The sequence below is a fragment of the Pseudomonas sp. TMP9 genome (assembly GCF_037943105.1).
In the GTDB taxonomy this organism is placed as follows: Bacteria; Pseudomonadota; Gammaproteobacteria; order Pseudomonadales; family Pseudomonadaceae; genus Aquipseudomonas.
Genome location: NZ_CP149803.1, coordinates 3,603,601 through 3,617,862 on the forward strand (window position 1 = coordinate 3,603,601; position 14,262 = coordinate 3,617,862).

Here is a 14,262-nt window from a genome sequence, read left to right on the forward strand (position 1 = left end):
CAGCCTTAGAAGTCTTCATCGGTGACCAGCCTAACAATGTCGGCCTGCATGGCATACGCGGCATCCGCCAGCTCGTTGTTAACCTGTTCGACCTGCAGCGTGCCGCTGATCCACAGCGGCGCGTAGATGTCTTCCAGCTCAATACCTTTGGGGTAGCGCACCAACACCAGCTGGTTCGGCGGCGGCGGTGGTACGTGGATGCAGGCGCCCGGATAGGGCACCAAGAAGAACAGCGTGCTGCGGCCTTTGCTGTCGGTTTCCAGCGGCACCGGGTAGCCGCCGAGGCGGATCGCTTTGCCGTCAAACGCGGCAACGGTCTTGGTCGAATACATCACCGCCGGGAGGTTTTGCGCCTGCTGCTTGAGCCCGCCGGGGTTGTAGAAAGCGCTGTCTTGCTCAATGCCCTGATGGCTGATCTCCGGCATGTCTTCCAACGCCTGGCGATCTTCGGGCGGCATAAGTTCGAGCCAGTCCGTTTCTGGCAACTCGGCCCGCGCTAAGGCGCTGAGTAACAACAGGGGCAGCAACGGTAAAAGCATGAAGCGCATTGGCGGGCTCACAGGTCGGCGAAGCAACACTCTCTCAGCTCTTTTTAACGGCGCCGTAGATAACCAGCAGCACCACAGCGCCAATCACCGCCCCGATAAAACCAGCGGACTCACCCACCGCGTAAATACCCAGCGCCTGGCCACCATAGGTGGCGGCGATAGAGCCGCACACGCCGAGGAGGATGGTCATAATCCAGCCCATGCTGTCTTTGCCCGGTTTGATAAGACGGGCAATCAGGCCGACGATCAGGCCGATAAAGATGATGCCGAGAATATTCATGGCGAATCGCTCCGAGTCAATTACAGGTCAGCGTCAGTGGGGCTCGGCAATAAGAGCGTAATCGCCTGAGGAGGTTCCATCTGCCGCCGCCAAACGGGCGGCAGCAGGCTGTATTTATCGCGCAGCGATCAGCGCTTCAACCGCGGCAATCTGCTTATCCAGCGTGGCCCGGTCGACGCAGCGCAGGGTCGCATGGCCAACCTTGCGGCCGGCCTTAAAAGCTTTGCCGTAATGGTGCAAGCGGCAGTCATCAATGGCCATTACCTGCTCAATAGGTGGCACCACGCCGAGGAAGTTGAGCATCGCGCTCTCACCGATTTTGGCGGTCGAGCCTAGCGGCAGACCCGCGACAGCGCGCAGGTGGTTTTCAAACTGGCTGCACTCGGCGCCTTCAATCGTCCAGTGCCCTGAATTGTGCACGCGCGGGGCAATTTCATTGGCTTTAAGGCCGCCATCAACCTCGAAAAACTCAAAGGCCAGCACGCCGACGTAGTCGAGCTTGCTCAGCACCCGACCGACATAATCCTCAGCCAGCGCCTGCAACGGATGATCGGTGCTGGCAATCGACAGCGCCAACACACCGCTGTCATGGCGGTTATGCACCAACGGGTAGAAACGCGTTTCACCATCACGGGCCCGCACCGCCACCAACGACACTTCACCGCTGAACGGCACAAAGCCCTCAAGCAGGCACGACACGCTGCCCAGCTCAGCAAAAGCACCGCTAACGTCTTCGGCTTTACGCAGCACCTTCTGGCCTTTGCCGTCGTACCCCAACGTGCGAGTCTTCAGCACCGCCGGCAAGCCAATCGAAGCCACGGCGGCGTCCAAATCGGCTTGCGACTGGATATCGGCAAAATCTGGGGTGGGAATGCCGAGGTCCTTGAACATGGACTTCTCAAACCAGCGATCGCGGGCGATGCGCAAGGCTTCAGCGCTCGGGTAGACCGGCACAAACTGCGACAAAAACGCCACGGTTTCTGCTGGGACGCTTTCGAATTCGAAGGTCACCAAGTCCACTTCATCCGCCAACTGGCGCAGGTGGTCCTGATCGCTGTAATCGGCGCGAATGTGCTCACCCAAGGCCTGCGCACACGCATCTGGCGCAGGGTCGAGGAACGCGAAATTCATCCCCAGCGGAGTGCCTGCCAGAGCCAACATACGGCCCAGTTGGCCGCCACCGATCACGCCGATCTTCATGGGTTAGGCCTCACGCGGGTCAGGGTTTTCCAGCACGGTTTCGGTTTGTTCCTGACGGAACTGCTTAAGCGCGGCATGGAACTGCGGGTGTTGGTGGCCGAGAATGCTCGCTGCCAAAAGCGCCGCGTTCACCGCGCCCGCTTTACCGATAGCCAGCGTGGCAACCGGAATACCGGCCGGCATTTGCACAATCGATAACAGCGAATCAACGCCCGAGAGCACGGCCGATTGCACCGGCACACCCAATACCGGCAGGTGCGTCTTGGCGGCACACATGCCCGGCAAATGCGCCGCGCCGCCAGCACCGGCGATGATCACCTGAATGCCACGCGCGTCGGCTTGCTCGGCGTACTGGAACAGCAAATCCGGGGTGCGGTGCGCGGAAACCACCTTCACTTCATACGGAATGCCCAGCTTGTCCAGCATATCGGCGGTGTGGCTAAGGGTGGACCAATCGGACTTGGAGCCCATGATCACGCCAACCAGTGCGCTCATCGAAGTGCCTCTTCTCAATTGCGCCCGCAGGCGCTGCAAAAACCAACAAGCCACGCGGGAAACCCGGCGTGGCTTGTGTGCGATTTCCAGCCGGTGCGACCGGCCAAAGGCCGCGCAGTATACCGGAAAGCCCGAGGAGGCGCGCACCCATGCCAACCGTTTGTCACCCAGGCGCGGCAAGCGCCTGACAAACCTCGTAAACATTGCCCCGGAATACTATTTCGCCACTTTTGGCCCGCACGCTGGTCCAAACAGTTCATCAAACAGGAGTTGCCCATGAACACGACCATGAAAGCAGCGGTGGTCCACGCCTTTGGCGAGCCACTGCGCATCGAGGAAGTAAACACGCCCTTACCGGGGCCGGGACAAATTCTGGTGAAGATCGAAGCCTGCGGGGTGTGCCACACCGATTTACACGCCGTTGAAGGTGATTGGCCGGTCAAACCCAGTCTGCCCTTTATCCCCGGCCACGAAGGCGTGGGCTATGTGGCCGCCGTGGGCAGCGGAGTAACCCGGGTAAAAGAAGGCGACCGGGTTGGCGTGCCTTGGCTATACAGCGCCTGCGGTTGCTGTGAGCACTGCCTGACCGGCTGGGAAACACTCTGCGAAACCCAGCAAAACACCGGCTACTCGATCAACGGTGGTTTTGCCGAATACGTCATCGCCGACCCTGACTACGTCGGTATTTTGCCCAAAAACATCGGCTTCCTGGAAATTGCGCCCATCCTCTGCGCAGGCCTCACCGTTTACAAAGGCCTGAAAGTCACCGGCGCAAGGCCGGGCCAGTGGGTGGTGATTTCCGGCATCGGCGGGCTTGGCCACGTAGCCGTGCAATACGCAAAAGCCATGGGCTTGCACGTTGCAGCCGTGGATGTGGACGATGCCAAGCTGGAACTGGCGCGCAAGCTCGGGGCCAGCCTGACCATCAACGCGCGCAAGGAAAACCCGGTTGAGGTGATCCAGCGCGACATCGGCGGCGCGCACGGTGTGCTGGTGACCGCAGTGTCTAACTCCGCGTTTAGCCAAGCCATCGGCATGGCCCGGCGACACGGCACCGTGGCCCTCGTCGGCTTGCCGCCGGGCGACTTCCCCACACCGATATTTGATGTAGTGCTCAAGGCAATCAGCATCACCGGCTCCATCGTCGGCACTCGCGCCGACTTACAAGAAGCGCTGGAGTTCGCCGCTGAGGGCAAGGTCAAAGCCACGGTGCACAGCGACTCGCTGGACAACATCAACGGCATCTTTGAGCAGATGCGCAACGGCCAGATCGAAGGGCGCACGGTGTTGCAGTTCTAAACAGCACCGAACAGGTGCAGGCTCCGGACTGATGGAGCCTGCACACCGCCATTTCAGCCCCACCCCGCATCTGGGTCGAGGGCCGCCTCTTTGAGCTGTCCGCAATAATGCTTGCAGCATGGTAAAGGACAGGTCGCACCGCTTCCGCCCTCGCCTACGACCACCAAGCACTTCTCAATTTTTAGCGTCTGCTTTCTGTAGGCGGGCGAGCATACGTACAAACTCCAGAGTCAGGCGCTTGTTGCTCAGGCTGAGGTCGCGAAAGTCCTGGCGCAATTGCACCGCCTCGCGGGAGAAATCGGCGCTCTCGGTTTCAGCCTGACGGGCGTGTTCGGCGGCTGTGAGTGGCACACCTTCGGCACCTGCATAAATAGCCGTAACGCTGGTGCCCAGGGCCTCTGCCAAACGTTCGAGTAACGCACCGGAAGGGCGTCGCTGGCCTTTTTCAATGCGCGACAGGTTGCTGGTGGCCGTTTCGGCTTCCAGCGCCAGGGCCTCTTGAGTGAGCCCCTTTTCCCGCCGCAGTGCGTAGATAACTTGTCCGATATGCATGGCGCGATTGTTCGCGTCGCTTGCCATACAGGCAAAACCGCCATGTCAATTTGCCTTAGAATATTGCCACTATGGCAATATTAGGGCCGTTCTTTGAACGCCAGGCAATTTCAGGACAGGGCGCAACCGCATGCCAACGCTGCATTGGGTAGGGAAAGACAAGGTCAAGCACCACCACCGCGACGTGCCTTACCGCGTGCTGGTGGACGATTATCGCTATCAGGCGCCGGTCGGCAGCCCAGACAACAGCAGCGCCAACCGCATCATCCACGGCGACAACCTAGAAGCGCTGAAAAGCCTGCTGCCCGAGTTTGAGGGCAAGGTGAAGTGCATCTATATCGACCCGCCGTACAACACCGGCAATGAGAGCTGGGTGTACAACGACAACGTCAACGACCCGCGCATCAAAAAGTGGCTCGGGCAAGTGGTCGGTAAAGAAGGCGAAGACATGAGCCGCCACGATAAGTGGCTGTGCATGATGTATCCGCGTTTGAAGTTGCTGCATCGCTTGTTGGCGGAAGATGGTGCCATCTTCGTTTCCATCGATGACAACGAAGTGGCGACGCTGCGCTTGCTGATGGATGAAATATTCGGCCGCGCCAACTTTGTAACTACTGTCATCTGGCAGAAAGTTTTTTCCCCGAAGAATAGTGCGCGTCATTTCTCGGAAGATCATGACTTCGTGTTGGTGTATGCGAAAAAGGCTGAGCAATGGACGCCGCATCCTATGCCGCGTTCAGAAACTCAAAATGATCGATATAAAAATCCGGATCACGACGCAAGAGGTCCATGGACATCTGGTGATCTATCGGCAAGAAACTATTACAGCCTTGGGACCTACGCCATTCAATGCCCGGGCGGTCGTGAAATATCCGGCCCGCCAAAAGGTACGTACTGGCGTTACGCTGAACAAAAGCTGAAGGAAATGGATGCCGACAAGCGGATATGGTGGGGGCCTGATGGCAACGGTATGCCACGGCTCAAGCGCTTTCTCTCAGCAGTTAAACAGGGCGTAGTGCCACAAACCCTTTGGCCCTACAGCGAAGTTGGCCATACCCAAGACGCAAAGAAAGAGCTGCTATCGATTATCGACTTTGAAAATTCTGAAGACGTTTTTATCACACCCAAGCCCAGTAGCTTGATTGAGCGCGTCTTACACCTAGCCTCCGATAAAGACTCCATCATCCTCGACTCCTTCGCCGGCTCCGGCACCACGGCTCATGCAGTACTAAAACTGAATGCCCAGGACGGCGGCCAGCGGCGTTTTATCCTGATCGAGGTAATGGACTACGCCGAAAGCCTGACCGCCGAGCGCGTGCGCCGGGTCATAAGCGGATATGGCGAGGGGGCCAAGGCGGTGGCCGGGCTGGGCGGCGGTTTTGTCTATCAGCACCTCGGCGAGCCGTTGTTTGATGCCGAGCAGCAACTCAACCCCGCCGTGGCGCTACAGGCCGTGCGCGAATATATCGCCTGGCAAGAGTGCATCAGCCGCGCGGCGCTGGCAGCGCTGGACAATCCACGGCATCGCTACTGGTTGGGCGAGGCCAACGGTCAGCAGGTGTTCTTTTGCTACGAGCCGCAGCGCATCACTTGCCTCGATCTCGAGCTGCTCGCCGAACTGATTCAAAGCCCCGGCCCAACCCTGTTTTATGCCGACCAATTAGCGCTGGGCGAAGACTTTATGCGCCAGCACAAGCTGCGCTTTAAGAAAATCCCGCGTGACATTAGCCGCCTGTAAGGAACCACAATTCATGGAACTGAATGCCTATCAAGGCCAGGTGCTCAGCGACTTGCGCCTGTATCTGCAACGCTGGCGGGCCTGCGACGATGCCGTATTGGCCTACCGCGCTCACTGGGACGCTCAGGGCGCGCTGCAAATGCCCGGTTACCAAGCCGCCCGTCACGGTGCGCCGCAGGTGTGCGCCAAGGTGCCGACGGCCGGTGGCAAAACCTTTATTGGCCTGCACGCTATGGCCTGCATCTTCGAGCAACTGCAACGCCGGCAGGGCGATGCGCGGTTGTGCATCTGGCTGGTGCCGTCGCTGTCGATCTTGCAGCAGGTACTCACGGCCCTGCGCAACCCCGAGCACCCTTATCGGCAAACCCTTAACCGGCTGTTCGAGGGCCGGGTCACGGTGCTGGACAAGAGTGAGCTGTTGGCCGGTGGCCAGTTCAGCCTCGACGAGGTACGCGATGGCTTGGTGCTGACGATACTCAGCTACGACAGCCTGCGCGCCACGAACAAAGAGAACCGCAAGCTGTACCAAGAAAACAGCGCGCTGGATGACTTCGCCGCACAGGCACTGGCGCTCGCCGAAGGCACCGACCCGGCCTCGCTGGTGGCGGCCATGGCCGGGCTGAATCCGCTGGTGATAGTCGATGAGAGCCACAACGTCACCAGCGGCTTGTCGCAGGAAATGCTCTGCAACCTGAACCCGGCTTTCGTTCTAGAGCTGACCGCTACGCCGCGTGCCGGGGCCAATATCATCAGCTTCGTGGATGCCATGGCGCTGCGTGATCAGCACATGGTCAAACTGCCGGTGATCGTGCGTAACCTGCCGGACCAAGACGCGGTGCTTAGCCACGCCATCGACCTGCGCGCCCGCCTGGAGGCCGAGGCCAATGCCGAACTAGCCCAAGGTGGCTGCCGCATACGGCCGATCGTGCTGGTGCAGGCCGAGAGCAAAAGCAAAGAGGGCGCGCGCAGTTTCGAGCGAGCCAAAGCTGACCTGCTGGAGCGCGGCATTCCAGCCGAATGGATCAAGCTGAAAACCGCCGAGCATGATGAACTCAAAGGCATCGACTTGTTGGCAGCCGATTGCCCGGTGCGCTTTATCATCACCGTCAATGCGCTCAAGGAAGGCTGGGATTGCCCCTTCGCCTATATTCTAGCGACGCTGGCCGACCGCTCGGCACCGGTGGATGTCGAGCAGATTCTCGGCCGCATTCTGCGCCAACCCTATGTGCGTAAACATGGGCAAGAGCCGCTGAACATGAGCTATGTACTGACCGCCTCCAGCGTATTCAGCGCGACCTTGGCAAGCATCGTTGCCGGACTCAATCGTGCGGGCTTTAGCCGGCGCGATTTCCGCACCCCCGACGAGCTGATAGCGCCCGCTAGCCCTGGGTTAGCGCCACCGAGCGGCGTCACTCAGGCGGATTTGCCACTGTTCAATCCGCCCCAAGGCCATTCGCCAGTTGCTGCGGCCATCTCGCTGCACAGCAGCGCAGCCGAGCCGACAGCGGTGGAGGCCACCTTGGCCTTTGCCCTGCAAGCCAATGCCGAACTGGAGCAGGCCAGTACGGCACTGCAAGGTCGTTACCAAGCACAGGAAGTCAGAGCCGCCATGGATGTGTGCCCCGTTAGAGCGCAGTTTGCCGATGAACTGGCGCGCCTGCGCTTACCGCAATTCTTCCAGGCGGCGCCCGCCAACCTACTGTTCGGCAGCGAAGATGGTCAGGTTTTTCTCGAGAAAGAGGCCTTGCTGGCGGGCTTCCAGATCGCCGACTGCGACGTCAATAACTTCGCCCTGGCACCCACCAGCGGTGATCTGGTCAAACTTGATCTGCTGCGTATCGGTGAAACCGGCGGTGATTACGAGCCAACTCGCATCCGCCTGAAAGAGCCGGAAATCCGCAAGTTGCGCGACTACCTGAGCAACCTCGACGGTGACGCCAAACGCCGGCAGTTGAGCGGCTTGGTAAACAACTGGCTGGGCAAAATGCCGCCACTGGCCGACAGCGACCTACGCGCTTACATCGACAAACTGCTGGCGCGCCTAAGCCCCGCCGAGCTGGATCAGGTGGTCGAACAACAGCACGCCTATGTGGAGAGCATCCGCCAACGGGTACGCCAGGAAATGCAGCGGTTTGCCCGTCAGCGTTTCCGCGATGGTTTGGGCTTGGGCAAGATTGAGCTGCGTGCCAGCTTTGCACTGCCCACTGAAATCAGCCCAAGGCAAAAAGCTGCCTACGCTGCCGACAACAGCCTCTATCAACGGGAAGAGCGCGGTAACGGCTTGGAAGAGCGGATGAGCGACTTCCTCGCCGATTGCGCCAATGTGCGTTGGTGGCACCGCAACCAGAGCGGCAAGGGTTTTGCTCTTAATGGGGCGATCAAGCACTACCCGGACTTCATACTGTGCCTGCAATCGGGGGTGATCGTGCTGCTGGAAACCAAGGGTGGTGACCGCGATAACTCTGACAGCGCTGCGAAAATAGAACTTGGCCAACAATGGGAAGCGGCGGCAGGGCGCAACTATCGTTATCGCATGGTCTTTGAGACAACCCCGCCGTCAGGTGCGCTGAGCTGGGCACAAGCCTGTGAGTTACTGCGTAACCTGTAACTCAATAACGTTCAAGGCTAAGCCCTGTGCGCCTCTGATCGGCAGGGCGCGGCATAGTTCTTGCGTTGTTTGGGTGGTCTAAATTGTTGCGGTTGCCCCGATGTTGCATGCCCACCTGACCACCCTGCATGTGGTTTCACAGATTCTCGAAATCTTTGCCGCACAGCCCGAGCTGACCGAGCCTTTGCTGGCGGGCAGCGGCATTACCGTGGCTGATTTGGCCTGCGCGGACACGCGCATCACCCGTACCCAAGAGTTGCAGGTGTGCGCCAATGCGCTGCGGTTACGCAGTGACTTGGGTCTTGAGTTAGGCCGGCGCATGCATGTGTCGGCCTATGGCATGGTCGGTTACGCGGCGCTGTCGAGTGCCACCTTTGGTGACGCTTGGCAGCTGATGCTGCACTACCCGGCGCTGCTCGGGACTTACTTTAAGCTGGCAATGCACCTCGAAGGTGAGCTGGCCTGGGTCTGCGCCAGCGACTACCAGCACAGCCCGGAGTTGCAGGTGTTCAACCTGGAAATGTGTTTGGCCTCGCTCAAACTGATCAGTGATGATTTGCTCGGTCAGCCTCTGCCGCTCAGCGCCGCGCAGTTTCGCTATGCCGAACCTGCTTACAGCGCCCGTTACCCGCATAACTTTGCCTGCCCGCTGCAATTTAACGCGGCGCGTAATGCGTTCGCCTTCCCCGCCAGCTGGTTGCAACGGCCGCTGCCGTTGGCTGATGCGGTGACCCACCGCGAGATGCTGGCGCGCTGCCGCAAGCAAAACAGTGAGTTCAATACCCGGCAGGCTTGGCTTGGCCGCGTACGCCAGTTATTGGCTGAACAACTGACCGCGCCGCCCGGCGTGGAGCAACTGGCGCAGCAGATGCACTGCTCCCCGCGCACGCTGCGCCGCCACCTGCAGGCATTGGGTACGCATTATCAGGAATTGCTCGATGAGCTACGTTTTGAGCGGGCGAAAACCCTGCTGGGCGAAGCCGACTGGCCGATCTGCCGGATTGCTGAGCACTTAGGCTTTAGCGAAACGGCGAGCTTTCGCCATGCTTTTCAGCGCTGGAGCGGTGTGCCGCCAAGCCGCTTTCGCGCGTAGGGCAATCAGAGATTTTCGCCCGCACCGCTCGCTGAATAACGGTGGATGAACACAGCGTCATCCACCCTACAAAACGGCACCAATACGGCGATTCGGCTTAACCCCGATGAATGACGCATGCGTCATCCACTGGGCTGGCGTCACTCTTCAGGGCGTACGTTGCGGTACATCTGCAGACGTGAGGCTTCGTGCAGGCCGCGACTCAGCCCATACAGCCGCTGAAATTCTTGCGGATGAGCAGCGGCCACGTCGTCCCGCGGCGTGGCCGAATGCAGGTCATGCAGGGTCGGCGATGCGCCGTCGTGTTGCATTTGCAAAAGGAAGTCGCGGGTCACCGCACCAATCACCGGGAAGCTGCCTTCTTGCAGCACCAGCGGCACTGCCCGCTCGCCTTCTGGCGCCGGCAGTTGGATGTCGCGTCCCAGACCACCGTTGGTGAACGCCAAGCCCAGCATGCCTGCCATGGTCGGCATTAAATCAGCCAGCCCTACAGCTTCGTCAAACTCGCGGGGCGGCAGCCACTTGGGTGCGTGAATCAACAGCGGCACGTTGTTGCTTTCCAGCCCCAATTGCTCGAAGGCTGGCGCCATGTGCGGGATCTGGCTGATGCGGGTGTTGTGGTCGCCGAAGAACACAAAAATGCTGTTGTCGTAGAAGCCCTGCTCTTTGGCCAGGTCCATCAAGCGACCTATGTTGAAGTCGAGTAAACGCACCGCGTTGTACTGTTCAACACTGCGCGAGCCGGCTTGCTGCACCTGCTCCAGCGTCAAATCGAGGGGCTCAAAGCCATCGTTGTCGGTGGGGATGGTGAATGGGCGATGGTTACCCGAGGTTTGCAAGTAAGCAAAGAAGGGCTTGTCCTTGGGCAATGCGCCGAGGATGCGGCTGCTCTCTTTAAAGAAGTCGAGGTCGGAGATGCCCCATACATCCACCTGCGGCGATTGCCAATGGCGCTCTTCATAGAGTTGCACATCGTCGATGCTTTGGCGGATCAGCCCGTTGATGTTGGCCCAGCCGGCGTTACCGCCGATCATGTAGAACTTCTCGTAACCCTTAAGGTTGTTGATTAGGGTGTGCTGACGGGCGATCAGCGGGTTACGCGTGGCCGTCTCCTGACGCGATACATCAGGTATGCCGGTGATGCTCGCCCACACCGTTTTGGCGGTGCCCGTGACGGGTACGTAGAAGTGACGGAAGAACCAGCTCTCCTTGGCTAAGCGATCCAAGTTGGGCGTTGGGTTAAGCGGATTGCCGTAGGCCCCCACAGCGCTGGTGCCGAGAGACTCCAGCATGACAAACACAATATTGGGTGGCCGCTCAGCTGTGATGCGGTGCGCTTGCGGCGCTTGCTCACGGAAGAAGTTCAGCGCTTCACGGTCGCGCTGGGTCACGCCCAAGTAATCAGCTACCGCCTCGTAGTGCTCGCGAGTGGCGGCTTCATCGTAAGCGCTGGGCTCAAGTTTTAGGGTGTCAAACAAGAACAGCGCTGGGTTGAGGCCCACGGCTGCGACTTGGCTGTTGCCACTGTAAAAAGCATCACTCCAGCGCAGCGGTACCGGGTTCTCTAGGTTCAGTGCGGCCGCACGACCGAGCAGGCCGAATACCACCAACACGCCGACCAGCGCCGCGCCACCCAGTGCCGGCAACACGCCGACCGGATGCGTCAGCGGGCGATCCAGGGTGGCGCGCTCCAAACGCAGCAGGGCATACAGCCACAGCGCCACGCCGGTAAACCAAGCCAGGGTGATCCATATAACGGGGTAGGTCTGCCACAGCATGCCGGCAGACGTTTGCGCATCACCGGCAAACCGCAGCACGGTGGCATTCAGGCGCACACCGAGGTAGGCGTAATGGCCAAAATCGACGATGTACAGCAGGCCTAATCCGGCAATGGCCAACCCAAGGTAGCCACGCAGCAGCCAGCGAAACGGGCGAAACCGCGTCAGCCGTAATTTCGGCAGAGCCAGCAGCAAGCCAACCGGCAACATCAGCAACAGCGCGAGGCGCAGGTCGAATCGCAAGCCAATGCCGAGGGTGCGCAGCACATCTGAATCAGTGACATCCTGCAGCCCAGAGAAGCCCAACAAAAACAACCCGCGCAGGCCGGCGAACAGGGCAAAGAGTAAGACGGTGAGGCCGACGAGGTAATGCAGACGGCGCGATCTCAGCCAACTCATGCGCGGCTCCTCGCGTCAACCAACAAGGGGCGCCGACGCCGCGCCTGCAGCCAACGCAGGCCGGCAGCCACCAGTGCGCCGAGGCTGTAAAGGGCGAGGTAAGGGTCTATCAAGTAATCCCAGTAGTTTTCTGACGCATTGAGCCGCAGGGCAAACGCCAAGGTGGCCAGTACCAGCGCCAATGCACTGAACCAGCTGCGCAACACAATCAGGATTACGCACAGCAGGCCGATGACCAGCAGCATCGAGCGCGGCTCAAAGCCAAGCTGGTAGGGGTCGCTGTAACTGAGGCCCAGCGCCGCGGGGTAGAGCAACATCGCCAAGGCAGCAAACAGCCCCAGCCCGAGCAAACGGCCTTGAGTGGCAAGCGCTGGGAGGCCGAAGCGGCTGAACGCCACCCAGCTCAGCAGCACCAGGCTGCTAATGGACAGGTCACCCATGTAGGTGCGCAGTTGCAGGGCCAAGCTCATGCCTTGCAACGGCACCAGACTTAGCAACAGGCACAGCAGCAACTTGGCACTTTGCAGCCGCATGCCAGTGCCAAAACGTGCCAGCAGCAAGAAGGCCAGCAGGCCAAAGGCTATGTGCGCCAACCAGAAATCGGTCATGGACGACGCTCCGCGAGCCACGCTTCATTGAAGGTTAGGTGTTTGATAAACATGTCGTTCCACGAGTAGACCAGGTGGTAGTTACCATCCGCGTCGCGGCTGAAATAGGGGTATTCGTAATCGAAGTCGCAGCCATTGGTGGTGCACATCCGCGCCGTGACCCGCTCAAGGAATAGCGACTCGTGCTCGGCAAACCGATCACCGCCACTGGCGCGGAATTTCTCGCGAATAACAGCGGGGAAATCCGCTTGTGGGATGGGCTCGCCCCAAGGGTTGGGGCTCTCATCCAAGTCACCCAAAGTGCGCCAGTTATCCAGGTTACTGTCGGTGGTGTAGAGGGTCAGCCGGAAGCGTCCGTCCTCAAGATCATTCATCGCCACCAGCAAGCTGCCGTCTGGGCGGCCCACTGCCGACACCGATGAGTTAGGGTTGCTTGGCTCCAACGGCTGCGGTTGGCTCCACGTTCGCCCGTTGTCCTCGGTGCGACTGGCCAATACCCGATGATGGGTCTCCCCGGCATACCGCAGCAACGCCACGGCGCGGTGCTCGTCCAGCGGCACCACGCTTGGCTGCAGCGAATAGCGGGCCTTACCAATGCGGTATTTGCCTTGCACCTGACCGTTTTTACTCAGGTGCAGGTACTCCGGAAATTTGCCAAGAAACTCGTGATACACCGGCAGGCCGATGCTGCCGTCGGCATGAAACACCGGCGCGCCGCGCACCAACGTACTGATATTGAGAAAAGGACTGGTGACCAGTTGCCATGGCGCTGACCAGGTTTCGCCCAAGTCATCAGAAACCATGGCGTTGACCGCGCTGCCGGCCCAGCCGCCAATCGATACCGAGACATAAAACAGCCAGAGGCGGTTGTCTGGAGCCAGGCTAATAACCGGGTTACCCAGTTTACGGATGCGCTTACCCACCGCGCGCTCTGTGCCTTTGCGGGTGGCTAAAACGCGCTCCGCACCCCACTGGCCTTTAGCGGCGTCAAAGCGTGCAGCGCGAATCTGCACATCGGCGGAGCCCTCACGGGTACCGGCGAACCAGACGGCCATTTGATTACCACCGGTGAGGCCAGTGATGGATGCAGAATGAACAAAGTCTTGCATATTGGAGGATGCAAAACGGGCAGCAAATAGCGGTTCTGTGGCGGCTAGCGGGGGGCTTGTTAGCGGCACAAATGCAGCTAATGGTTGCGGCGGCGCGCTGTACCAAGCGAAGGCAAATACCACCGCTGCAGCGCTAAGTAATGCAGGAACTGCGCGCGCCTTGATCATGGTTTTACCGCTACAGCCGTGACAATTTCAGCCACCGGCGAGGCATCGACCGGGCTGTAATAGATTTCAACCCTCTTGCCGGCTTTGTCGAACCCGTAAATCTCGTAGCAATTGCCTGGGGTGATCAAGAATTTGGTGATTTTCACACCCTGACTTTTCATTTGCTGGCGGAAATCTGATTCATCCATCCAGGTCGAGCGCTCGGCGTTTGAGCACTGCACCTCGGCCAGCGCCGGTGTGGCAAGGCAAACAAGGGCCAAAGGCAGCCATTTACGCAGCACGCTACGGGCTTGATCAAACATGCTCTGCATCCTCACACACGCAAAAAGGGCACTGCCCGGCGGCAGGCATAGTGCCACCCCTCGAGGCAATTGAAACGATAGGTTC

Annotated in this window: 13 protein-coding genes; 4 read left to right on the forward strand and 9 right to left on the reverse strand. The window is 59.7% G+C overall.

The genetic code is table 11. The features are described 5' to 3' along the window. Positions 1-5: 5 nt before the first annotated feature. From WF513_RS16920 to purE, 4 genes are all read right to left on the reverse strand, one after another. The gene (locus WF513_RS16920; RefSeq protein WP_339080577.1) at positions 6-548 is read right to left on the reverse strand and encodes a DUF3299 domain-containing protein; all 543 of its coding nucleotides are present in this window, start codon (positions 546-548) and stop codon (positions 6-8) included. A gap of 34 nt (positions 549-582) precedes the next feature. Beyond that, positions 583-828, reverse strand: a complete 246-nt coding sequence (locus WF513_RS16925; RefSeq protein WP_339080579.1) for a GlsB/YeaQ/YmgE family stress response membrane protein — start codon at positions 826-828, stop codon at positions 583-585. Positions 829-942: 114 nt separating this feature from the next. After that, positions 943-2,028: a 5-(carboxyamino)imidazole ribonucleotide synthase gene (locus WF513_RS16930; protein WP_339080580.1), complete on the reverse strand. Its 1,086-nt coding sequence runs from the start codon at positions 2,026-2,028 to the stop codon at positions 943-945. A 3-nt stretch (positions 2,029-2,031) separates the two neighbouring features. After that, positions 2,032-2,523 carry a 5-(carboxyamino)imidazole ribonucleotide mutase gene (gene purE, locus WF513_RS16935; RefSeq protein WP_339080581.1) on the reverse strand — a complete coding sequence of 164 codons (492 nt, stop codon included), beginning with the start codon at positions 2,521-2,523 and terminating at the stop codon, positions 2,032-2,034. Positions 2,524-2,793: 270 nt separating this feature from the next. Between purE and adhP the strand changes: the two genes are divergently transcribed. Further along, the gene (gene adhP, locus WF513_RS16940) at positions 2,794-3,822 is read left to right on the forward strand and encodes an alcohol dehydrogenase AdhP (RefSeq protein WP_339080582.1); all 1,029 of its coding nucleotides are present in this window, start codon (positions 2,794-2,796) and stop codon (positions 3,820-3,822) included. A 174-nt stretch (positions 3,823-3,996) separates the two neighbouring features. Here adhP and WF513_RS16945 read toward each other — a convergent pair whose 3' ends face one another. Beyond that, positions 3,997-4,374 (reverse strand): helix-turn-helix transcriptional regulator, encoded by a 378-nt coding sequence (locus WF513_RS16945; protein ID WP_339080583.1) that lies wholly within the window; start codon positions 4,372-4,374, stop codon positions 3,997-3,999. 130 nt (positions 4,375-4,504) lie between these two features. On the opposite strand from WF513_RS16945, the gene WF513_RS16950 reads away from it, so the two are divergent. From WF513_RS16950 to WF513_RS16960, 3 genes are all read left to right on the forward strand, one after another. Continuing rightward, entirely contained in the window at positions 4,505-6,112 is a 1,608-nt protein-coding gene (locus WF513_RS16950; protein WP_339080584.1) for a site-specific DNA-methyltransferase, read from the forward strand. A gap of 13 nt (positions 6,113-6,125) precedes the next feature. Beyond that, positions 6,126-8,720, forward strand: a complete 2,595-nt coding sequence (locus WF513_RS16955; protein WP_339080585.1) for a DEAD/DEAH box helicase family protein — start codon at positions 6,126-6,128, stop codon at positions 8,718-8,720. 100 nt (positions 8,721-8,820) lie between these two features. After that, a complete protein-coding gene (locus WF513_RS16960) occupies positions 8,821-9,813 on the forward strand; it encodes an AraC family transcriptional regulator (RefSeq protein ID WP_339080586.1) in 993 nt (330 codons plus the stop codon). A 140-nt stretch (positions 9,814-9,953) separates the two neighbouring features. Here the strand turns inward: WF513_RS16960 and WF513_RS16965 are convergent, their stop codons facing one another. From WF513_RS16965 to WF513_RS16980, 4 genes are read right to left on the reverse strand one after another with little or no spacing between them, the layout of a single operon-like run. Then, complete coding sequence (locus tag WF513_RS16965) at positions 9,954-11,990, reverse strand: LTA synthase family protein (protein ID WP_339080587.1); 2,037 nt, start codon at positions 11,988-11,990, stop codon at positions 9,954-9,956. Further along, positions 11,987-12,598, reverse strand: coding sequence for a hypothetical protein (locus WF513_RS16970; RefSeq protein ID WP_339080588.1), 612 nt, complete (start codon positions 12,596-12,598; stop codon positions 11,987-11,989). The genes WF513_RS16965 and WF513_RS16970 overlap by 4 nt, the downstream gene beginning before the upstream one ends. Further along, positions 12,595-13,875: a sialidase family protein gene (locus tag WF513_RS16975; RefSeq protein ID WP_339080589.1), complete on the reverse strand. Its 1,281-nt coding sequence runs from the start codon at positions 13,873-13,875 to the stop codon at positions 12,595-12,597. The genes WF513_RS16970 and WF513_RS16975 overlap by 4 nt, the downstream gene beginning before the upstream one ends. Further along, complete coding sequence (locus WF513_RS16980; RefSeq protein ID WP_339083639.1) at positions 13,872-14,153, reverse strand: PepSY domain-containing protein; 282 nt, start codon at positions 14,151-14,153, stop codon at positions 13,872-13,874. Before WF513_RS16980 ends, WF513_RS16975 begins: the two co-directional genes overlap by 4 nt. Positions 14,154-14,262: the final 109 nt, after the last annotated feature.